The sequence below is a fragment of the Pseudomonas sp. 9.3L genome, from assembly GCF_058536285.1.
Genome location: NZ_JBZUBK010000001.1, coordinates 4,393,775 through 4,413,765, shown reverse-complemented (window position 1 = coordinate 4,413,765; position 19,991 = coordinate 4,393,775). Strand labels below are relative to the sequence as shown.

Annotated in this window: 21 protein-coding genes; 13 read left to right on the top strand and 8 right to left on the bottom strand. The window is 60.6% G+C overall.

The window, feature by feature from the left end; all coding sequences use genetic code 11:
- Positions 1-18 precede the first annotated feature (18 nt).
- Positions 19-1,311 (top strand): L-pipecolate oxidase, encoded by a 1,293-nt coding sequence (gene amaA, locus AC4LE2_RS20495; protein ID WP_491827894.1) that lies wholly within the window; start codon positions 19-21, stop codon positions 1,309-1,311.
- Between the two features lie 35 nt (positions 1,312-1,346).
- Here the strand turns inward: amaA and AC4LE2_RS20490 are convergent, their stop codons facing one another.
- Positions 1,347-2,945 carry an argininosuccinate lyase gene (locus AC4LE2_RS20490; RefSeq protein ID WP_491827893.1) on the bottom strand — a complete coding sequence of 533 codons (1,599 nt, stop codon included), beginning with the start codon at positions 2,943-2,945 and terminating at the stop codon, positions 1,347-1,349.
- A gap of 524 nt (positions 2,946-3,469) precedes the next feature.
- Between AC4LE2_RS20490 and AC4LE2_RS20485 the strand changes: the two genes are divergently transcribed.
- On the top strand, positions 3,470-3,697 hold the full coding sequence (locus tag AC4LE2_RS20485; RefSeq protein WP_491827892.1) for a serine hydrolase: 228 nt from the start codon (positions 3,470-3,472) through the stop codon (positions 3,695-3,697).
- Between the two features lie 47 nt (positions 3,698-3,744).
- Here AC4LE2_RS20485 and AC4LE2_RS20480 read toward each other — a convergent pair whose 3' ends face one another.
- Positions 3,745-5,238 (bottom strand): YifB family Mg chelatase-like AAA ATPase, encoded by a 1,494-nt coding sequence (locus AC4LE2_RS20480; protein ID WP_491827891.1) that lies wholly within the window; start codon positions 5,236-5,238, stop codon positions 3,745-3,747.
- 215 nt (positions 5,239-5,453) lie between these two features.
- Between AC4LE2_RS20480 and dapA the strand changes: the two genes are divergently transcribed.
- The 7 genes from dapA to yghX all read left to right on the top strand — a co-directional run bounded on the left by dapA (position 5,454) and on the right by yghX (position 12,267).
- Entirely contained in the window at positions 5,454-6,326 is an 873-nt protein-coding gene (gene dapA, locus AC4LE2_RS20475) for a 4-hydroxy-tetrahydrodipicolinate synthase (RefSeq protein WP_491827890.1), read from the top strand.
- A gap of 18 nt (positions 6,327-6,344) precedes the next feature.
- A complete protein-coding gene (locus tag AC4LE2_RS20470; protein WP_491827889.1) occupies positions 6,345-7,514 on the top strand; it encodes an iron-containing alcohol dehydrogenase in 1,170 nt (389 codons plus the stop codon).
- A gap of 83 nt (positions 7,515-7,597) precedes the next feature.
- Entirely contained in the window at positions 7,598-8,548 is a 951-nt protein-coding gene (locus tag AC4LE2_RS20465) for a phosphoglycerate dehydrogenase (RefSeq protein ID WP_491827888.1), read from the top strand.
- Between the two features lie 94 nt (positions 8,549-8,642).
- Positions 8,643-9,965: an MFS transporter gene (locus AC4LE2_RS20460; RefSeq protein ID WP_491827887.1), complete on the top strand. Its 1,323-nt coding sequence runs from the start codon at positions 8,643-8,645 to the stop codon at positions 9,963-9,965.
- 121 nt (positions 9,966-10,086) lie between these two features.
- Complete coding sequence (locus AC4LE2_RS20455; protein WP_491827886.1) at positions 10,087-10,857, top strand: DeoR/GlpR family DNA-binding transcription regulator; 771 nt, start codon at positions 10,087-10,089, stop codon at positions 10,855-10,857.
- A gap of 44 nt (positions 10,858-10,901) precedes the next feature.
- Positions 10,902-11,309, top strand: coding sequence for an NUDIX hydrolase (locus tag AC4LE2_RS20450; RefSeq protein ID WP_491827885.1), 408 nt, complete (start codon positions 10,902-10,904; stop codon positions 11,307-11,309).
- A gap of 70 nt (positions 11,310-11,379) precedes the next feature.
- The gene (yghX, locus tag AC4LE2_RS20445; RefSeq protein ID WP_491827884.1) at positions 11,380-12,267 is read left to right on the top strand and encodes a YghX family hydrolase; all 888 of its coding nucleotides are present in this window, start codon (positions 11,380-11,382) and stop codon (positions 12,265-12,267) included.
- Positions 12,268-12,272: 5 nt separating this feature from the next.
- On the opposite strand, the gene AC4LE2_RS20440 is transcribed toward yghX, so the two are convergent.
- Together AC4LE2_RS20440 and AC4LE2_RS20435 are read right to left on the bottom strand one after the other, a co-directional pair.
- On the bottom strand, positions 12,273-13,190 hold the full coding sequence (locus tag AC4LE2_RS20440) for a LysR substrate-binding domain-containing protein (RefSeq protein WP_491827883.1): 918 nt from the start codon (positions 13,188-13,190) through the stop codon (positions 12,273-12,275).
- A 53-nt stretch (positions 13,191-13,243) separates the two neighbouring features.
- Positions 13,244-13,528: an accessory factor UbiK family protein gene (locus AC4LE2_RS20435; protein WP_491827882.1), complete on the bottom strand. Its 285-nt coding sequence runs from the start codon at positions 13,526-13,528 to the stop codon at positions 13,244-13,246.
- A gap of 408 nt (positions 13,529-13,936) precedes the next feature.
- Here AC4LE2_RS20435 and glnK point away from each other — a divergent pair, with 408 nt between their 5' ends.
- The 4 genes from glnK (at position 13,937) to sutA (ending at position 16,702) form a co-directional block, all read left to right on the top strand.
- Positions 13,937-14,275 carry a P-II family nitrogen regulator gene (glnK, locus tag AC4LE2_RS20430; protein ID WP_002555808.1) on the top strand — a complete coding sequence of 113 codons (339 nt, stop codon included), beginning with the start codon at positions 13,937-13,939 and terminating at the stop codon, positions 14,273-14,275.
- Positions 14,276-14,311: 36 nt separating this feature from the next.
- Positions 14,312-15,646, top strand: coding sequence for an ammonium transporter (locus tag AC4LE2_RS20425; protein WP_491827881.1), 1,335 nt, complete (start codon positions 14,312-14,314; stop codon positions 15,644-15,646).
- Between the two features lie 213 nt (positions 15,647-15,859).
- Positions 15,860-16,282 carry a secondary thiamine-phosphate synthase enzyme YjbQ gene (locus AC4LE2_RS20420; protein ID WP_491827880.1) on the top strand — a complete coding sequence of 141 codons (423 nt, stop codon included), beginning with the start codon at positions 15,860-15,862 and terminating at the stop codon, positions 16,280-16,282.
- A 90-nt stretch (positions 16,283-16,372) separates the two neighbouring features.
- A complete protein-coding gene (sutA, locus tag AC4LE2_RS20415) occupies positions 16,373-16,702 on the top strand; it encodes a dormancy-specific transcriptional regulator SutA (RefSeq protein ID WP_491827879.1) in 330 nt (109 codons plus the stop codon).
- An 83-nt stretch (positions 16,703-16,785) separates the two neighbouring features.
- Here the strand turns inward: sutA and AC4LE2_RS20410 are convergent, their stop codons facing one another.
- Genes AC4LE2_RS20410 through dapF form a run of 4 tightly spaced genes read right to left on the bottom strand, consistent with a single transcriptional unit; the run spans position 16,786 to position 19,987 of the window.
- Positions 16,786-17,481, bottom strand: a complete 696-nt coding sequence (locus AC4LE2_RS20410; RefSeq protein WP_491827878.1) for an HAD family hydrolase — start codon at positions 17,479-17,481, stop codon at positions 16,786-16,788.
- A complete protein-coding gene (xerC, locus tag AC4LE2_RS20405; protein WP_491827877.1) occupies positions 17,478-18,380 on the bottom strand; it encodes a tyrosine recombinase XerC in 903 nt (300 codons plus the stop codon). The genes AC4LE2_RS20410 and xerC overlap by 4 nt, the downstream gene beginning before the upstream one ends.
- Positions 18,381-18,382: 2 nt before the next feature.
- On the bottom strand, positions 18,383-19,138 hold the full coding sequence (locus AC4LE2_RS20400; protein WP_491827876.1) for a DUF484 family protein: 756 nt from the start codon (positions 19,136-19,138) through the stop codon (positions 18,383-18,385).
- An 18-nt stretch (positions 19,139-19,156) separates the two neighbouring features.
- Entirely contained in the window at positions 19,157-19,987 is an 831-nt protein-coding gene (gene dapF, locus AC4LE2_RS20395) for a diaminopimelate epimerase (RefSeq protein WP_491827875.1), read from the bottom strand.
- Positions 19,988-19,991: the final 4 nt, after the last annotated feature.

Genomic DNA, 19,991 nt, shown 5'->3' with positions numbered 1-19,991 from the left:
CTACCCAGAGAGCTTGCGATGCCGCCTCGCCCCTTGAGCCAGGATTGTGTGTGGGAACGTGTAGTACCAGCGGCAGCGCCAGCCTGCCCGTTGACGGCCGACGTGCGCACGCAAGTGTGCGTGATTGGCGGTGGTATCACGGGCTTGAGTGCCGCGATCCGTTTGCTGGAGCGCGGTTATCAGGTGGTGCTGATGGACGCCCACCGCATAGGGCACGGCGGGTCCGGTCGTAACGTTGGCCTGGTCAATGCAGGCACCTGGATCAAACCGGATGAAGTGGAAGAGACCTTGGGCACTCAGGTGGGGCAGCGCCTCAATCACGTATTAGGCGAAGCGCCTGCGCGGGTATTCGAGACCATCGCGCGCCATGGCATTGAGTGCCAGGCGCACCACCAGGGCACGCTGCACATGGCGCACAACGCCAACGGTGTAGCAGACCTGAAAGAGCGCCAGGCCCAATGGAGCCGCCGTGGGGCGCCCGTGGAGCTGCTCACCGGCGCTCGATGCCAAACTTATTGCGGTACGGACAAAGTGTCTGCCGCACTGCTAGATCACCGAGCAGGCACAATCAACCCGATGGCCTATACCCGCGGCCTGGCGGTTACCGTGGAACGGTTAGGCGGCACCCTGTACCAGGACAGCCCTGTCACAGGCCTCGAGCGTGAAGGCTTTGGCTGGCGGGTGCGCACGGCCACAGGTAGCGTCGAAGCCGACAAGGTAGTGATGTCCACAGGTGCCTATACCGAGGGCGACTGGAACGCGCTGCGAAATAACTACTTCCGTGGCTACTACTTGCAAGTGGCGTCCGTGCCTTTGGACAGTGGCGCTGCCCACGACATCCTGCCCCATGCCCAAGGGTCCTGGGACACCCGCATGGTGCTGAGCAGCATCCGTCGCGATGACCAGGGCCGCTTGCTCCTGGGCAGCCTGGGCCGGCTGGACAATAAGCCGGCGTGGTTCGTACGCAGTTGGGCCGACCGTATCCAGCGACACTACTTCCCAGCGCTGGGGAAGGTTGAATGGGAATGCCACTGGACCGGCACGATCGACTTCACGCCCGACCATCTGATGCGCCTCTATGAGCCTGCGGCCGGGCTAATCGCAGTCACCGGCTACAACGGCCGCGGCAATACTACGGGCACCGTGCTAGGCGCCGCCATGGCGGACTTCCTGATCGATGACCAGGCGGCAGATTTGCCCATGCCCTTCTCACGCAGCCGCCCGGTCAGCGTGCCTGGGCTACGGACCGGTGTATACGAGGCAGGTTTTTCGCTGTATCACGCGGGGCAGTGCTTGAGGGTGGTGTTGTAGGTACGTGTTCCACACCACCGCACAGGCGGGGGTTATCAGCTCTTTGGCGGCAATAGCGTGTTGAAGGCGCGGTCCAGGTTGCCTTGGGCCTTGACCAGGTTCTCGCGCTTCTCCTTGAGCCACTGACGGTCGCCATCGAGTGCCTTGTGCGCCTCGGCAAGCATGCGTTTGACTTCTTCAGGCTGTGGGCCGCCCGTGCCTTTGCGGGTGTTTACCATCGTGCGTGGGGACAGTGCGGCGCGGAAGGTGGCTTCATCCAGCGGCAAGGTATTGGGCGCCCACTTGTACTTGTCCGCCGCCTGGGCATACAGCTTCTGCGCATGATCGTAGGGGAACGTCTTGGGCGTAAGGCCGTTGTCCCGCGCTTCTTCCACGATCAGTGAGGCGAAACTATGGCCGATGCGGAAGGGCACCTTGTGCAGGCGTTCGAGGGTGTCGGCCAGCTCCATGGACGTGGTCCATTCGTCTTCCAGCTCTTGTAAAGCGCGCTGCGGGTTAACCTGCAGCGCATCGAGTACGGCATTCATGGCCCCGAACATGTCACGGGCCGAATCGAACACGCCGAGCGAATCGAAGGCAAACTTGTAATCGGTCATTCCAGTGGTGACGTTGTGTGCTCGCAGGGTGACCGTCTGAGCCAGGCCTACGACGTCCGAGGAGGTCTCGCGGGCGCGCATCAACAGCCCAGGGTTACGCTTCTGTGGCATGGCACTGCTGGTGTAGGTTTTTTCTTCATCGAGCAGAAGCCATGGGCGGATCTGATGGTATTGGGTATGGATGTCGCCAATCATCGCGCCCACACGAATGGCCGCAGACGAGGCAATGTTGGCCGCCTCGATGGGTATGTCATAGGTCGATACCTGGCTGGAATCCAGTGAGTTCTCCCGCACCCCGTCAAAGCCCAGTAGGTCGGCCAGGCGCTCGCGGTTCAGGGGGTAGGCAGAGTTAGCCAGCACCGCAGTGCCCATCGGGCTCAGGTTGAGCCGCTGATAGAGTTCACGAATGCGCTGGCCGTCGCGCTCGAATGCCGCTTCGAACGCCAGCAGGTAATGGGCGTAGCTGATGGGCATGGCTTGTACGCCATTGGTGTAGGCCGGTACCAGGGTGTCGATATTTTTGTCGGCCAGCTCAAGAAGCCGCTGGCGAGTCGCGTTGAGCGCGTCGTCCATGGCCAGCACGTCATTGCGCAGCGTGGCCAGGCGATAGGTGGCGAGCATGTCCTGGCGGCTGCGGCCAGAGTGGATCAGCGAGGCCTCGGGCCCGATCTTGTCGGTCATGATCTGCTCCAACTGCAGCACATCCGTGGGGCGCTTGCCGTTGGCCTGTTCGCCCTGCTCGATCGCGTAGCGTACGCCGCCAGCGATCTTCTGGCCCAATTCGGGTGTGACGATACCTTCTTCGGTCAGCATCACAAGCGAGGCCTTGTTGATGCGGTTGAGCCAGGCGAACTGGCCATCCGTTTGGTCAGCCTTGGCCTTGGGCTTCTCGACGGTTGCCCCGATCTTCGCAGCTTGGGCGGCGCACTGCTCGGTGGTGGCGCAGGGCACCTCGGCGGTATTGGCTGCGTAGGCATAGGGGCCGCCGAACATCGCGAAGGCGACAGCGAGGTGGATCAAGCGTTTGGTGCTGGGCATGGCAGGTGCTCCCGAAAGTAGAGGTCAAAGCAGCGGCAGGGTGTAGCTCACGATCACCCGGGTCTGGTCGATACGGTTGCCGCCGACCATGCTCGCCATTGCTATGCCCACGCTGTACTGCGCGTTTTTATTGGACGTTTAGGCCAGCGGTGCTGGCCCGGAAAGCCTACAGGGGCAGTTCGCACATTTGAAATAGATAAAAAACGGTGTGTTGAGATTTTTTGAATATGGAGGCGAGCCATTGGGGAAAGAGGCTAGCGGCCAATGCCCCGGCCTATAGCCTCGACAGCTGGCTGCCAACGCGATCAATCCGGGCATCTGGGACTACAGGACTACTTATGCACCGCCGACATCTGCTTCTAGCTACCGCGATGCCGGTCACGCTGACACCCTGGCTTTCTGTCCGTGCGGCCGATAGCCCCTGTGCAGCTCCTTGAAGGCGGTACTGGCGGGTGCCGTATTGGAGCGATTCGGCACGGTTTATGGGCTCGCTCGCCGCTTAACTTACGGTAGCCGGGCTATGGTTGCCTATTCGCCGATCACAAAGAAACACAGGAGGGCAGGCAGTAGCGGATAAAACCGGCACCGGTGATTACGCCTTTGCCAGCGACATTGGGGTTGCCTGGCCTCCGGAGGGTGGGCCCGTTGTGATTGCGATCTACATCACCCAACCCTCCTCGGCACATGCCAAGCCTCGCAATAACGTGATCGCCGACGCCGCCCGTATAGTCGCTGATTGGGTACAGGTGTGAGGCGTTCGAGCAAGAGGCTAACTGCGCATTAGTATTAACGGAGTCAGTTATCCCGCTGCCGGCCGATACTGCAACGCCTCGGCCAAATGCTCCCGCGCTATCTGGGGTTGGCCGTCCAGGTCCGCCAGGGTGCGGGCGACTTTCAGCAAGCGGTGCGCCGCCCTGAGTGACAGCGTAAGCCGTTCGCAGGCCTGTTCCAGCCAGCGCTCGTCCACAGGTGTGAGCTGGCAGTATGCCCGCAGGCTGTTCAAGTCCAGAAAGGCATTGGCGCAGCCTTGGCGCTTCAACTGTAGGTCGCGGGCCTGAGCCACGTGGGTGGCGACTTCAGCGGTGGACTGGCCCCGTGGGCCGGTAGGGCTGAGGGTGGTGGTTTCTCGGGCAACGGTCACGTGCAGGTCAATGCGGTCGAGCAGTGGCCCTGACAGCTTGTTACGGTAGCGATCGATCTGCTCGGTGCTGCAACGGCAGCGCCCCGTGCTGTCGCCCAAATAGCCGCAAGGGCAGGGGTTCATGGCAGCCACCAACTGGAACCGCGCCGGGAAGCGAATTTTATCCCGCGCCCGTGCGATCACGATTTCTCCTGACTCCAGCGGCTCGCGTAGCACTTCCAGCACCTTGCGGTCGAATTCCGGCAGCTCATCCAGAAACAGCACGCCGTGGTGAGCCAAGGTGATCTCGCCCGGCTGGGGGCGGCCACCCCCTCCGACCAGCGCCGCCCCAGACGCTGAGTGGTGAGGGTGCCGAAACGGTCGCTGTGGCCAGCTGCTCAACGGCACAGAGCTGGCGACCGAATGGATAGCGGCGACTTCCAGCGCCTCGGGCTCGCTCAAGGGTGGCAACAAGCCAGGCAGGCGGCTGGCGAGCAGGGTTTTGCCGGTACCCGGCGGGCCACTGAACAGCAGGTTATGCGCACCCGCCGCAGCTACCAGCAGGGCGCGCTTGGCGGCCACTTGGCCCTGAACTTCGTTGAGGTCGGGGTAGGGGCGATGCACCAGGCACAGCCCTTCCGTTTTGAAGGGTGCCAAGGGCGCGTGCCCGGTGAAATGGCCGACGAGTTCGGTCAGGGTGCCCACGGCAATCACCGTGAGCCCGTTGGCCAGCGACGCTTCTTCAGCATTGGCATGCGGCACGATCAGCTCGCGCCCGGCGTCTCGGGCGGCCAGCGCGGCGGGCAGTACCCCTTGCACCGACCGCACCGCGCCCGATAACGCCAGCTCGCCCAGGCACTCCACGTTATGCAGGGCCTCTACGGGCACTTGCCCACTGCCCGCCAGGATACCCAGCGCAATGGCGAGATCGAAGCGGCCACCGTCCTTGGGGAGGTCTGCCGGGGCCAGGTTGAGGGTAATGCGCCGGGCTGGGAAGTTGAGCCCCGAATTGACGATGGCACTGCGTACCCGATCCTTGCTCTCCTTGACCGAAGCCTCTGGCAGGCCTACCAGAGTAAGGGCTGGCAAACCATTGGCCAGGTGTGCCTCCACCAGCACCGAGGGCGCGCCAACGCCCACCTGGGCGCGGCTGTGAACGATCGCGAGTGACATGGCAACTCCAATGGGTACGCTTCCTTGCGAGAGGCGCAGCTTAGCTCAGCACTTGATCCTCGCACCGGAGCACTATTTAACTGGATATGTCTTGGAAACAGCCGTATGCATTTAGATCGCTTCGATCACTTTAATCGTTTTGTGCTGCGGTAATTGCTCGATTCGATCATTCCACCTATGATGGAGGTACTAAAAAAACAAGACAGGAATCACCTATGAAATTCCACGGTATTGTCCCCGCGCTTGTGACTCCCTTCACGAACGATCACCGCATCGACGAAAGCGCTCAGATCGGCCTTATTGAAAACCTCATCCAGGCTGGGGTTCATGGCCTGTTCGTGTTAGGTACCAATGGCGAGTTCTTCGCACTGTCCACTGAAGAAAAACTGCGCATCGCCGAGCTTACGGTCAAGACAGCAGCGGGCCGCGTGCCAGTAATAGCGGGCACCGGGGCATTCGCCACGGCTGAAGTGATTGAAATGAACAAAAAAATGGCCGACCTGGGCGTGGATGCGCTGTCAGTGATCACGCCGTATTTCAATGCGGTCAGCCAGTCCGAACTGATCAAGCACTACGAGGCCATCGCCGACGCCTCCACCTTGCCCATCATGATGTACAACATCCCGGCCAAGACGGGCATGTCCATCGGCGTCGGCGCGGTGGGGGTGCTGAGCCAGCACCCTATGATCAAGGGCATCAAGGACAGCGCGGGTAACTTCGATAACCTGGTGCAGATGATGAAATACCGCAGCGATGACTTCGCGGTGTTTGCGGGCACCGACTCACTGATCTATTGGAACCTCCTGGCGGGCGGTGACGGTGCCGTGGCGGCTACTGCCAATGCCGTGCCTCACGTGGTGATGTCGATCTGGAACAACTTTCAGGCGGGTAACCATGAAGCCGCACGCAGCGCCCAGGAAGCCTTGCGGCCACTGCGTGATGCCTTTGCGTTAGGGACCATGCCTGTGGTGCTAAAGAAAGCCGCCGACCTACTCAACGTTCCTGTTGGGCCATGTCGCGCACCCGTGCAACCTCTGGATGCTGCCGCCGAAGAAAAGCTCAAGGCGTTGCTGGCTGTGTACCGCTGATTCACACGGAGCTTTCCCATGGCCACAACCTTTCATTTTCAGACCGTCAAGCACATCGTCCATGGCCCAGGCAGCCTTGAGCTACTTATAGAGAAGTTGCCATTGCTGGACAGCGTGGTAGGGCGCGTTGCGCTGATCACTCAGAACGCCATGCACCGACTAGGGGTTACCGAGCGTGTGATGGCTGAACTCACCGCGCAGGGCATCGAGGTGAAGATGCTCGATACGGTAGAGATCGAGCCAACGCTGGATAATATCGAGCGGGTGTTTCACGACGACATCGTCCCTTTTGCGCCGGATGCCTTCATCGCTATAGGCGGTGGTAGTGTGCTGGATGCCGCCAAGCTGTTCGCCGTCTTGTCCACCAATGCCATGCCCTTGACAGACATGCTGGGCGTGGACAAGGTCCCCCTGCCAGGCAAGCCCATGGTGCTGGTACCCACTACCTCAGGCACCGGCTCGGAAGTAACGCCCAACGCCATCGTCACGCTGCCGGACGAAGCGCTCAAAATCGGCGTGGTCAGCCGTCATCTGTTGCCCACCTTGGTGATCCTCGATCCGCTGCTGACCCTTGGCCTGCCCAAGCCCATCACGGCGGCCACGGGCATGGACGCTTTCACGCACTCCCTGGAATCCTTCATCTCTACCAAAGCCAACCCGATCAGCGATGCGTTCGCACTGGAATCCATGCGCTTGATCGCCGGGAGTATCGTCGAAGCGTTCGAGCAGCCTGATTCAGTGCAGGCGCGGGGTGACATGCTGCTGGGCTCGATGTACGGCGGCCTGGCCTTGACCGCCGCCGGCACTGCGGCCGTGCATGCCTTGGCCTACCCGTTGGGCGGCAAATTCCACGTAACACACGGGGTGGCCAATGCCATGTTGTTACCCCACGTGATGGCCTTCAACCTTGATAGCTGTGCGTCGCGCTTGAAGCGAGCCGCGCTCACCTGCGGCGTCGCCCAGGCGAGTGATTCCGACGTGGAGGCTGCGCAGAAACTGATCGAGCAGATTTGTGCCTGGACGACAGCCTTGGATATTCCCCAGGACCTGACCCTCTTTGGCGTAGCGGACACGCACGTGGCCGAGATGGCAGTCGCCGCATCGAAGGTCACGCGGCTGATGGCGAACAACCCCAAGCCGTTGAGTCTGGCTGAGATCGAAGGCCTCTATCGGTGCCTGTTGCCATGAGGCGCAGGTGTTCACACAAGCTCTAGGCGGCCTGACGTATAGCGCGCGCCAACCTCACTACAAGAATAAGCAGGAGGTTCATCATGAAAGTCGTTTCGACGTCACCGTCGTTCGCCAAGTATTCCACCCAGGCCTTGGACATACTCAAGGCCCAAGGCATCGATTGCGTGCAGTTGCCCGCTGACATCAGCGAAGACGCCTTCATTGCTCAGGCTGCTGATGCCCAGGCGGCCATCGTTGCCTTCAATACGATCAGCGCGCGCGTTCTGGACGCGCTGCCTGGGTTGCGCATCGTGTGCAAGCACGGGGTAGGCGTGGATAACATTGATCTGGCCGCTGCCCAGACCCGTAACGTCTGGGTGTGTAATGTGCCGGATTCCAACAAGCACGCCGTGGCTGATTACGCCTTCGCACTGCTGCTGGCGTCGGCGCGCAAAGTGCCGTTGGCGGATCAACAGACTAAAGCCGGCGCCTGGCCCAGGCTGTTTGGTGCTGACGTGCACGGCAAGACTTTGGGTATCGTGGGCCTGGGCAACATAGGCAAGGAAGTTGCCTTGCGCGCCAAAGGTTTTTCCATGCGGCTGATCGCTCATGACCCCTATCCGGACCAGGCCTTCGCTGAGGCTCACGGTGTGGAGCTGCTAGGCCTGGATGACCTGTTGACCCAGGCGGACTACGTTACGCTGCATATCGGGCTCAATGCCGCTACCCGACATTTGCTCAACGCTACCCGTTTGCGGCTGATGAAGCCTGAGGCCTACCTCATCAATGCTGCGCGTGGCGGGATCATCGATGAGAGCGCCTTGTTCCATGCACTGGAGCAGGACCAATTAGCGGGCGCCGCGCTCGACGTATTCGAAGAGGAGCCGGCCAACCAGCACCCCTTGTACGCGCTGCCCAACGTGATCGCCTCGCCTCATATCGCAGGCTATACCCCAGGGGCCTTGGACATCCTTAGCCTTACCTGTAGCCGTAATGTGGTGGCGGTGTTGGCTGAGAACACACGCCCGCAGCATGTAGTGAACAACCTCTAACGCCTTTGCTACCTGCTCAGCGACACGCTCGCGACCTGGCCTGTGTCTGCTGGTACATCACGCTGCCTGTGAATCCGAATCCGGAGCTGGAATCATGCAAAACAACAATAAAGCATCCTCTGTACGCTGGCTGATCGCAGGGTTGATGTGGGCCGCCATTGCCATCAACTACATCGACCGCGTGGTCCTGTCTGCCGCCGCACCTTTCATCAGTAAGGAGTACGCGCTGAATACGGCCGAAATGGGCCTTATCATGTCGGCATTCTTTTGGTCATACGCGCTGCTGCAATTGCCTGCGGGCTGGTTGGCAGACCGTTTTGGCCAGAAGCTCACTCTGGGCGGCGCAGTGCTCTGGTGGTCAGCCGCGACGGCACTGACTGGCATTGCCACAGGCTTCAAGTCGCTGTTTGCCCTGCGCATCGGCCTGGGCATAGGCGAAGCCGCGGCGTATCCCAGTAATGCCGGCATTGCGTCGCGCTGGTTCCCGGATAAGGAACGCGCCACGGTCGCGGGTATTTTCGACAGCGGCTCGAAGTTCGGCGGCGCCATTGCGATGCCACTGATCGTGTGGCTCATCGCACTGGTTGGTTGGAAAATGACCTTCGTGTTGAGTGGTTCGATTGGTATCGTCTGGGCGCTGGTATGGTTCGTCTTCTATAAGAATGATCCAGAACAGCACCCGCGCGTGAACGTCCAAGAGCTTGAGTACATCCGTGCTGGTCAACGGCGTCGGGAAAGCGATGGCGATAAACCCACCATGCGCTGGTACGACCTGCTGCGTTACCGCAACGTGTGGGCCATGTGCCTGGGCTTTTTCTTCATCAACTACAACTCCTACTTCTTTATCACCTGGTTGCCTACCTACCTGGTCAAGGAGCGGGGCATGGACCTGATCTCCATGGGGTTCATGGCAGCATTGCCGTTGTTGGTGGCCATGGTAGTAGAGGTGTTCGCGGGTTGGTTGTCTGACCGCATCTATCGCCAGGGCCGCTGGTCCCTGACACGGGTGCGCAAGACGTTCCTAGTGGTGGGCCTGCTGATGGCGTCCTGCATTGGTTTTGCGGCCTTTGCCGAGTCTGCCTGGCTGGCTATCGTGCTGCTGTGCATCGCTAAGTCGGGCACCACCGTAGCCGCCACTCAAGTGTGGGCCATGCCTGGGGATATCGCCCCGCGGGGTATGACGTCGATGTTGGCGGGCTTGCAGAACAGCGTTTCCAATATGGGCGGGGTCGTGGGGCCGATCATTACAGGCTTTATCGTGGCCTTCACGGACTCGTTCGTGCCTGCGCTACTGTTCTCGGCGGCCTTGATTGTCGTGGCCATTATCAACTATCTGTTCCTGCTAGGAGACGTCAAACCTATCGAGGAACATGAGCCTCAGCCGGTGGGCAAGGCTGCTCCTGCCTCACAAGGCTGAGCAGTACGCTAGTGCATCCAGCAGGCGAAGATCCTGCCTGCTGGGCCTCGCGCGCCAGGCGCCAAGCGAAGCCCTCTGAAATCGTATATAAAGACGCCTGAATCGATTTATCGAGCCCTTTATGAAAGTTGCCAACCGGCGCAAAGCCATTCTTGACCTCGTTCTGTCGGGTACCGTTAACGTCGATGAGCTATGCGCCCATTTCGACGTGTCCGAGGCGACCATGCGCCGCGACCTGAGCGCGTTGGCCGAGCAGGGCTTTATCGTCCGCACCTACGGCGGGGCGGCTGCCCACATTGGCCTGCGCGAGCCTGAAAGCTCGGTCGACGAACGCCGCCTGCAGCACAGCCGAGAAAAAATGGCCATCGCCCGCGCGGCGTTGGCACACGTGCGCGACAACGACACGCTGCTACTGGACGCGGGCACGACTACCTGCGCCTTGGCCGAGCTGCTCGAAGCCCGCCAGGGCTTGCACATCATCACCAATAATCTGTTGGCCTTGCCGGCTCTGGCCAGGGTGCCAGACGGTAAGGTAACGCTGCTGGGGGGCGAGCTGCGTGGCTCTAGCCTGTCTACGGTAGGGGCTGCGGCGCTGGCTGCCTTGGAGCACTTGAGCGCCGACAAGATTTTCCTCAGCGCCGACGGGGTAGTGGCGCACTTGGGCTTGTGCGAAGCCAGCGCAGACCAGGCCTACCTCAAAGCCAACATGATCGGGCGAGCGGCTCAGGTGTTCGTGCTGGCAGACGCCACCAAGCTAGGGCGTGCCCTGCAGCAGCACTGGTCCCCGGTAAAAGTGCCCTGGACCTTGATCACTGATACCGCCGCTGATGAGTCCCTGCTGGCACCGTTCCGGCAGATCCGCAAGATGACCATTGAAATCGCGGCGGGTTAAATGAACGTGTTTTACCTAAATTCCCTGCTCCGGTGCAGATTGCTATGAAACCAACGCTCCATATTGCTGCTGCGCTCTTGTTGGACGCCCACGGCCGCACCCTATTGGTTCGCAAACGGGGCACTGCGTTCTTCATGCAGCCAGGTGGCAAGATCGAACCGTCCGAACAGTCTGTGCAGGCACTGGCACGCGAGCTGGAAGAGGAATTGGGTATGCGCCTCAATGCCGAAGACGCTACCTATCTGGGTAACTTCAAGGCCACTGCCGCCAATGAACCGGGGTATGACGTGCAGTGCGAGCTGTTCCAGGTCGTAACTAACCTAAAAGTGCAGCCCGCTGCTGAAATTGAAGAGGCGGTATGGGTAAACGCGAGTGAGGCGCGCGCCCTGAACCTGGCACCTTTGACGCGCGACAGCGTGCTCGCGCAGTGGTTGGCAACTGCGGCCGGTTGACCGCTGCGGCTGCGTTCCTGATTGCTCGGCTATAGTGTTGCGACCCTCGCTGATGTTAATGGAGCGCTGCATGGAACGCCTCACCGCCAAAGATTTCCCTCCTGAGCTGCTTGAGCTGTACGACTACTACGCGCATGGGCGTATCAATCGGCGAACCTTTTTGGACAGGGCGGCAGTGTTTACCGTCGCCGGCCTGTCTGCCTCGGCGTTGCTTGCTTCGCTCAGCCCCAATTACGCCCAAGCCCAGCAGGTGGAGTTCACCGACCCCGACATCGTGGCCGAGTACGTAAACTACCCCTCACCTCAGGGGCATGGGACCGTACGGGCATATCTGGTGCGCCCTGCCAAGGCTTCCGGCAAAGTACCCGCGGTTGTGGTTGCACATGAAAACCGAGGGCTTAATCCCTACATTGAGGATGTAGCCCGGCGTCTGGCCAAGGCCGGGTTCGTGGCGCTGGCGCCAGACGGCCTCACTTCGGTAGGCGGCTATCCCGGCAATGACGACAAGGGCCGGGAATTACAGCAAACCGTAGACCCGCAAAAGCTGATGAACGATTTCTTCGCGGCCATCGAATGGCTCAAGGTTCATCCGGCTTCCACGGGGAAAGTAGGCATCACAGGGTTCTGTTACGGCGGTGGCGTGGCAAACGCGGCGGCCGTCGCCTATCCCGAATTGGGAGCCGCTGTTCCGTTTTATGGGCGCCAGCCAAAACCTGAAGATGTCCCTCGTATCAAGGCGCCTGTGCTGCTGCACTATGCTGAACTGGACACGGCCATCAATGAAGGCTGGCCCGCCTATGAAAAGGCCCTCAAGGCCGCTGGGGTGAACTATCAGGCGCATGTCTACCCAGGCGTCAACCATGGTTTCCACAACGACTCCACGCCCCGATACGACGAAGCAGCCGCCACACTCGCGTGGGATCGAACGCTTGCGTGGTTCCGGCAATACCTGGTTTAGCCCCCTCAGCGAAGCAGGTTGCTGTCACCCATGTGCTGCTCCAGGCGCATGCGTAGCCAGCGCTCGGCAGGGTCGGTGTCGGTGATGCTGAGCCATACCATGGACAGCTCCATGGCAGGCGTTTGAAAGGGCAGGGGTTCTGCGTGGAGCCTTCCCCAGCTTTCCATCACGGTAGCGGCGTAGTCCGGGCAGCCGGCCAGCAGGTCGGTACCTGCCAGGATCGCGGGCAGTGAGCTGAATTGGGGCACTGACAGCACGACTTTGCGGGTGCGACCAATTTCATCCAGCCATTCGTCTGCGATCCCGCGCGTATTGGCCGTATGCGAGACCACTACGTGAGGGCGGCTACAGTATTCGTCCAGGGTCAGAGGCTGCCCTGAGATGTCTGCGCGCAGTACCCGCGCGTGCATTCGCCTTAGTAGCTTACGCTTGGCGTTGGCAGGCAGGCCGCGTGTCTGGCTGATTCCAACCGTAATGTCCCCCGACGCAAGCAGGTCTGGGATACGCCAGTAGTCCACGTGCTGCACCACCACGACCACATCGGGCGCTTCCTGGCGAACTGCCCTTAGCAGGGGCGGGAGCAGGCCGAATTCCACGTCATCGGATAAGCCGATACGGAAGGTCATCTTACTGGTGGCCGGCTCGAAGTCGTGGCTCAGGCTCAAGGCCACAGACATCGCATCAAGTGCCGGAGACAAATGCTTGATCAACTCTTCGGCACGGGCAGTGGGTTCCATGCGATGGCCGACCCGAATGAACAGCGGGTCGTTGAATAATGCCCGTAGGCGGTTAAGCGCTGCGCTGATGGTGGGCTGGCCCAGAAAGAGTTTTTCGGCGACTCGGGTAACGTTGCGCTCAAGCATCAGCGCTTCGAACACCACCATGAGGTTGATATCAGCCTTGCGCAGTTCGTTGCGGTTCATCGGCGGGCATCTGGGTGGGCAAGAGAAGCAGGGCGCCAGGCAGCGCCGCAGGGTCAAGGCTGCGTAGGCAGGGTTTGCTCAGGCTCTTCGGCAGGCAGGCGCGCTTCTATTTCGGCCAGCCGCGCTTCCAATGCATCGACCTTCGCCCGGGTGCGGGCCAGTACGACCATCTGGCTGTCGAACTCTTCACGGCTTACTAGATCCAGGCGGGAAAAGGCACCCTGCAGCAGGGCGCGGAATTGGCTCTCGAACTCCTGGCGAGGCGGGAGCTTATCGCCACCCAGTAATCGGCTGGCTTGATCGGTGAGAGCATCGAGAAATGCTTTGGGCGCAAGCATGGGGGTTATTTCCGTAACAATTGAATAGGCGAAGTGTATCACGCGCTGGCGAACACCCATCACATTGGACGTGCACAGTTACGGGGCGAGGCCTTGCCATAAAATGCACCAAGTCTGTGCGCTCCAGGGGTTTGGATTCGTATAAAGCTCCCCTGTTTAAGAAAAGAAGCAGTTAATTGCGGGCACGGCATGATATGGCAAGGTTTCTGCTTGCAGCCCATCGACCACTGCACTGATGGCAGCCTGCAAGGCGAGCGCAGTGCGCAGCGGGGCGGGAATGTTTCGTTAGTAGGCGTGCAGGATGCCAAGCCAGTACAGGCTACGGCGGGTTACAACGCCAGGCACTGCGCTTAGACTTGGCCCGGGTTTGTTTTCCTGGGGCAAGTCCAACAATTCGGAGAGCGTTTCATGAAACTAGTCACTGCCATCATCAAGCCGTTCAAGCTGGACGACGTACGCGAGTCATTGTCGGAAATCGGCGTGCAGGGCATCACGGTCACTGAGGTCAAGGGTTTCGGGCGCCAGAAGGGCCATACCGAGCTGTACCGGGGCGCGGAATACGTGGTGGATTTTCTACCGAAAGTAAAGATCGACGTCGCTATCGACGATAAGGACCTTGACCGCGTGATCGAGGCCATTACCAAGGCAGCGAACACCGGCAAGATCGGTGACGGCAAGATCTTCGTGGTCAATCTGGAACAGGCGATCCGTATCCGTACCGGCGAAACCGACACCGACGCGATCTAGGCCGCCCTCACAAAAAAAGCCCCAGGAGTAAACAATATGACTCTGCGTCAATTCGCAGGGCTAGGCGCCCTGTTGTCTCTGATAATGCCGGGCCTGGCCATGGCCGACGAGGCGGCAGCCCCTGTGCTCAATTCCGGTGACACGGCGTGGATGCTAACCTCCACGGCCCTGGTACTGTTCATGACCATTCCTGGCCTTGCACTGTTCTATGGCGGCATGGTGCGGTCCAAGAACGTTCTGTCGGTCATGATGCAGTGTTTCGCTATTACCGGTTTGATCACGGTGCTCTGGTTCATTTATGGCTACAGCCTGGCCTTTGACACCACCGGCATGGAACAAGGCGTCATCAACGTCAACTCGTTCATTGGTGGCATGGGTAAGGCGTTCCTGGCCGGTATCACACCCGCCAGCCTGACGTCGGCCACGGCCTTGTTCCCGGAAGCCGTCTTCGTGACCTTCCAGATGACGTTCGCCATTATTACGCCTGCCCTGATCGTGGGGGCCTTCGCTGAGCGCATGAAGTTCTCAGCGATGCTGGTGTTCATGGGCGTATGGTTCACGCTGGTCTACGCGCCCATCGCTCACATGGTGTGGAGTGGCAACGGTGGCCTGCTGTGGGACTGGGGCGTACTGGACTTCGCCGGCGGCACCGTGGTTCACATCAATGCCGGTGTCGCAGGTTTGGTAACCTGCCTGGTACTGGGCAAGCGCAAAGGCTTCCCCACCACCCCTATGGCGCCTCATAACCTGGGTTATACGCTGGTGGGCGCTGCCATGTTGTGGGTGGGCTGGTTCGGCTTCAACGCCGGCTCTGCCGCGGCTGCGAATGGTACTGCGGGCATGGCCATGCTGGTGACTCAGATCGCCACTGGCGCTGCGGCGCTGGGCTGGATGTTCGCCGAATGGGTTAGCCATGGTAAGCCCAGCGCGCTGGGGATTGCTTCCGGTGTGGTGGCTGGCCTGGTTGCCATTACGCCAGCGGCCGGTACCGTAGGCCCTGTGGGCGCACTGGTGATTGGCCTGGTAGCAGGCGCGCTGTGCTTCTTCAGCGCTACCACGCTCAAGCGTAAGCTCGGTTACGACGACTCCCTCGATGCCTTCGGTGTGCACGGGGTAGGCGGGATCATCGGTGCGTTGCTCACAGGCATATTCGCTGCCCCCGCCATGGGCGGTTTCGGTACCGTGGAAGATATCGCTGGCCAGCTGTGGATTCAGGCAAAAGGCGTAGGCTTTACCCTGATCTATACCGCCGTCGTGACCTTCGTCATTCTCAAGGTGCTCGACATGCTGATGGGCCTTCGGGTGTCCGATGAGTCAGAGTCGATCGGCCTCGACTTGGCTGAGCATAACGAACGAGGCTACAACCTCTAACGCGGTGGCCTGCCATTCGCGAAATAATGCCCGGCTTGCCGGGCATTTTTTTATTCAGCATTTGTCACTGCTTGGAACGGTTAGACACCGCCCCTCCGGTTATACGGGGGGAAGGCCGGGGCACTTTTTATCTGTAGGAAATGCCCACACCCATACAGGACTTTGTTTTTTTTTCGAGCGCGCTAGAATGCGCGCGAATGCGTGGAGAACCCCATGTGGCAACAGACGACAATAACCCTTGTGGCGCGGCCTAGAGGGTTCCATCTGGTCACCGACGAGATCGTAGCAGGGGTTCCCGGCCTGGCACATTGTGAGGTTGGTTTGCTGCACGTCTGGCTGCAACATACATCCGCTTCACTGACGGTCAACGAAAACGCAGATCCGGCGGTTCGTCGAGATTTTGAGCGCTTTTTCGATCGGCTGGTGCCTGAACGTACTGGTGGCTTCGAACACAACGACGAAGGCGAGGACGACCTGCCAGCGCATTTCAAGGCCAGCTTACTGGGCTGCCAGCTTAGCCTGCCTGTACGCGCAGGGCGGCTGGCCCTGGGAACCTGGCAGGGGGTGTACTTGGGAGAACACCGTAATAACGGCGGCCCCAGGCGGTTGATGGCCACACTCCATGGCGAAGGGTGATCACCCGAGCCCTGTATTTCTTCCAGCGTGCCGAGCTCTCCGGCGCGCTGGGCTGTAAACAACTGCTCCGGCAACACATGAGGTAGGACCATGAGCGACGACGATCTGGAAAACGACGAGCTGGAAGTGGGTGACGAAGACGACACCGAGGAAGGGCTGGAAGCGGCTGCCGAAGACATTGCCGAAGACGACACTGGAGCCAGTGACAGCCCTGCGCCGGCAGGCGGCAAGGGTAAAAAAGCCGCTGTCAGTGTTGACGAGCTGCCTAGCATCGAAGCTAAGCAGAAGGAACGTGATGCGTTGGCCAGGGCGATGGAAGAGTTTCTGGCCAGAGGTGGCAAGATCAGCGAAGTCGAACCTAACGTGGTGAGTGATCCACCTCGTAAGCCAGACAATAAATACGGCAGCCGGCCTATTTAAACCGCTTGATTCAGCAAAGGCCCCGTCATGACTGCGGGCCTTTTGCTGTACTCGTGCTCCAGGCTAGCCCTGTGTTGCAAGGGTTAGCTCCACGCCTCCAGCAACGCTGGCAGTTCGCTCAGCGTGGCAATCTCACCATGTGGCGCAACGTCGCCTTCCCAGGGCACGCCTGAGGGGTTGTACCACACCGCCTTGAAGCCAGCTTGCAGGGCCCCAGCGATATCGTCATGGGGGTTGTCACCCACGTGTACCGACGTATTCGCCTGTGCCTTGCCAAGGCGCAACGCCTCGTTGAACAGGCGGGTATCAGGTTTGCCTACCCCCAGGTCTTCGGCGCACAAGGCGAAACTAAAGTAATCCGCCACCCCTAGCCTGCGCACGTCCGCATTGCCATTGGTCAACGCACCCAAGGTATAGCGCTGCGCCAGAGTTTCGAGTGTTGTGGCGGCGTCCGGGAAGAAATCTACGCGGTGCCGTGCTTCTAGAAACACTTCAAACCCTTCCTTGGCCAACGCCTGCGCGTCATCGAGTGCGTAGCCAGCCTCCTGAAGCGCGATGAACATGACCTGCTGGCGCAAGTGGCTGATGCGGTGAGCCAGGCCAGGGTCGGCGCCGACCAACCGCTGACGGATCTCGAACAGGCGCTCCGGCGGGAAAGGCCCAAGTTTGGGTGCGTGGCTGGCCAACCAATCACGTAGGGCGGTTTCTGCACCCTGGATCACCGGCGCGGTGTGCCACAGGGTGTCGTCCAGGTCGAAGGTTACCAATGTAAGACTCATGGTTGTTCATCGCCTTTGGTTCGCTTGGCACGCGGGTGCGCGCTGTCGTACACCCGTGCCAGGTGCTGGAAGTCCAGGTGGGTATAGATCTGGGTGGTAGAGATGTCAGCATGGCCAAGCATCTCCTGTACCGCGCGTAGGTCTTGAGAGGATTCAAGCACATGGCTGGCGAAGGAGTGTCGCAGCATATGTGGGTGCAGGCGTTGGCCAAGTTCACGCTGACCGGCAGCTTGCACCCTCAGGCGAATAGCCTGCTGCCCCAGGCGCTCACCTCGCTTACTAATGAACAGGGCGTCATCCACGGGGTTGGCCAGCCCACGAAAGGTCAGCCACTGGCGTACGGCCTCACGCGCCTTGGTTCCGATGGGCACCAGGCGCGCCTTGTTGCGTTTGCCCTGTACCTGCACCAGCCCTTGGGCCAGGTCCAGCGCGTTCAGGTCCAGGCCGGTGAGTTCCGACAAGCGAAGCCCGGACGAATAGAACAGTTCCAGCATGGCCTGATCGCGGCGGCCAATGAAGTCATCCTCCACGGCGCCGTCAAGCAGCTGCTGGGCACGGTCGGTGTCCAGTACCTTGGGTAGGCGCCGCTCGCCTTTAGGTGCCGACAAGCCAACGGCCGGATTGTGTTCGCACAAGCCTTCTCGCAGCAACCAGCCATAAAAGCTACGAACGGCTGACAGCAAACGGGCCAGGCTTCGAGGCGCTTGGCCATGCTGGTGCAGGCGTGCAACCAGCCGGCGCAGCTTGGCTGCGGTCAGGTCTGGCCAGCGTGTAACCTCCACTTGCTCGCAGTGCTGTAACACCTTCGCCAGGTCGTTGCGGTAAGCCTGCAAGGTATGGGCTGACGCCTGGCGTTCAGTGCGCAGGTGGTGGTAGTAACCGTCCAGTTGCGCCTGCATGGCTAGCGCACCGGCCGTGGGGCGCCAGTGAAGCGCGGCAACACACGGCTCAGCACCTCAGCGATATGGGTCAGAAACAACGTACCTACGGAGCTGCGGTAATGATCGGCATCCGTACTGCCAATGGCCAGCACGCCCTGTAGCCCTTGATGCACCAAGGGCACCAGCGCGGTAGAGGCGACGTGCGTGTGTTGCCCAGGGCCAAAGAGGAACTCAAGCTCTGTAGGGCGGAGTACACCGATGGCCGGCCGTGAATCGGTAAGCAACGCGCCGAGCGCCTGTTGTGCCTCCCCCAAGGGCGCCGAGCGACCAACGGCCGGCCCGGCATCGGAGAAGAGAATCAGGCTCACAAAGGGCACCTTGAAAGACTGGCGCAAGCTGTCGTCCACGGCCATAACAACCTCTTCAAGGCTGCCCGCATCCAGAATGTCCAGCATCAAGCGGCGGGTTTTCTCGAACAGCCGGTCGTTATCCCGTGCCACATCCATCAGGTGGCTCAGGCGCTGCCGCAGCTCGGTATTGCGCTCTCGTAGAAGCTTGAGCTGGTGCTCGACCAAGGACACGGTATCGCCACGCTTGTGGGGAATACGCAGCGTGGCCAGCAGGCTTTCATGGTGTTCGAAGAATTCGGGGTTGCGCTCCAGATAGGCCGCTATGGCCTCGGTACTGGGCTCGTCGCCAGCACGGGTGCCGGGTTCGTTGGTATCGTCTTCCGGCGTAGCGTGGGTGGAGGGCGGTAACAGGGGCTCGTCGCTCATGGTTGCTACTCTCCGATGTTAGAGGCGGACCTGGCCTTCGTAAACGCGCGTTGCCGGGCCAGTCATCATGACCGAATGCCCTGGGCCTGCCCATTCCAGGGAAAGGCTGCCTCCAGGAAGCTCCAGCGTGAGCGGGGAGTCCATCCAGCCTTGGGCGATGGCCGCAACCGCAGCGGCGCACGCTCCAGTACCACACGCCTGGGTTTCGCCCGCACCGCGCTCCCATACCCGCAACTTGGCCTGCTGGCGGTCAAGCACTTGCAAGAAGCCAACGTTTACCCGCTCCGGGAAGCGTGGGTGGTGCTCGATACGCGGCCCCAGCGTGTGTACAGGCGCGGTGTCGACGTCGCCTACACGCAGCACCGCATGAGGGTTACCCATGGACAGGGCGGCAATGTCATAGGCCGCGGCATCGACTTCCAGCGCATGGACCAGTTGATCCACGTCGGCTTGAAAGGGGACCAGCGCCGGCGAAAGCACCGGCGGGCCCATGTCTACGCGTACCTGGCCATCGCTCCGCACGTCCAGCTCGATGATGCCTTTTTTAACTTGAACCCTGATGGTCTTCTTTGCCGTCAACCGCTTATCCAGCACGAAGCGGGCAAAACAACGGGCACCGTTGCCGCATTGCTCTACCTCCGTGCCGTCGGCATTGAAAATTCGGTAGCGGAAGTCCACGTCCGGGTTGGTAGGGGCTTCTACCAGCAACAGTTGATCGAAACCAATGCCGGTATGACGGTCCCCCCACTGCCGGGCGTGCTTAGGGGTAATGTGGGCATGTTGGCTGACCAGGTCCAGGACCATGAAGTCATTGCCCAGGCCGTGCATCTTAGTGAAGCGCAGCAGCATGGCC

Coding starts and splice junctions, on each gene's coding strand:
- amaA (WP_491827894.1), top strand. CDS start 19: ATGCCGCCTCGCCCCTTGAGCCAGGATTGTGTGTGGGAACGTGTAGTA.
- AC4LE2_RS20490 (WP_491827893.1), bottom strand. CDS start 2,945: ATGCCCAGCACCAAACGCTTGATCCACCTCGCTGTCGCCTTCGCGATG.
- AC4LE2_RS20480 (WP_491827891.1), bottom strand. CDS start 5,238: ATGTCACTCGCGATCGTTCACAGCCGCGCCCAGGTGGGCGTTGGCGCG.
- dapA (WP_491827890.1), top strand. CDS start 5,454: ATGAAATTCCACGGTATTGTCCCCGCGCTTGTGACTCCCTTCACGAAC.
- AC4LE2_RS20470 (WP_491827889.1), top strand. CDS start 6,345: ATGGCCACAACCTTTCATTTTCAGACCGTCAAGCACATCGTCCATGGC.
- AC4LE2_RS20465 (WP_491827888.1), top strand. CDS start 7,598: ATGAAAGTCGTTTCGACGTCACCGTCGTTCGCCAAGTATTCCACCCAG.
- AC4LE2_RS20460 (WP_491827887.1), top strand. CDS start 8,643: ATGCAAAACAACAATAAAGCATCCTCTGTACGCTGGCTGATCGCAGGG.
- AC4LE2_RS20455 (WP_491827886.1), top strand. CDS start 10,087: ATGAAAGTTGCCAACCGGCGCAAAGCCATTCTTGACCTCGTTCTGTCG.
- AC4LE2_RS20450 (WP_491827885.1), top strand. CDS start 10,902: ATGAAACCAACGCTCCATATTGCTGCTGCGCTCTTGTTGGACGCCCAC.
- yghX (WP_491827884.1), top strand. CDS start 11,380: ATGGAACGCCTCACCGCCAAAGATTTCCCTCCTGAGCTGCTTGAGCTG.
- AC4LE2_RS20440 (WP_491827883.1), bottom strand. CDS start 13,190: ATGAACCGCAACGAACTGCGCAAGGCTGATATCAACCTCATGGTGGTG.
- AC4LE2_RS20435 (WP_491827882.1), bottom strand. CDS start 13,528: ATGCTTGCGCCCAAAGCATTTCTCGATGCTCTCACCGATCAAGCCAGC.
- glnK (WP_002555808.1), top strand. CDS start 13,937: ATGAAACTAGTCACTGCCATCATCAAGCCGTTCAAGCTGGACGACGTA.
- AC4LE2_RS20425 (WP_491827881.1), top strand. CDS start 14,312: ATGACTCTGCGTCAATTCGCAGGGCTAGGCGCCCTGTTGTCTCTGATA.
- AC4LE2_RS20420 (WP_491827880.1), top strand. CDS start 15,860: ATGTGGCAACAGACGACAATAACCCTTGTGGCGCGGCCTAGAGGGTTC.
- sutA (WP_491827879.1), top strand. CDS start 16,373: ATGAGCGACGACGATCTGGAAAACGACGAGCTGGAAGTGGGTGACGAA.
- AC4LE2_RS20410 (WP_491827878.1), bottom strand. CDS start 17,481: ATGAGTCTTACATTGGTAACCTTCGACCTGGACGACACCCTGTGGCAC.
- xerC (WP_491827877.1), bottom strand. CDS start 18,380: ATGCAGGCGCAACTGGACGGTTACTACCACCACCTGCGCACTGAACGC.
- AC4LE2_RS20400 (WP_491827876.1), bottom strand. CDS start 19,138: ATGAGCGACGAGCCCCTGTTACCGCCCTCCACCCACGCTACGCCGGAA.
- dapF (WP_491827875.1), bottom strand. CDS start 19,987: ATGCTGCTGCGCTTCACTAAGATGCACGGCCTGGGCAATGACTTCATG.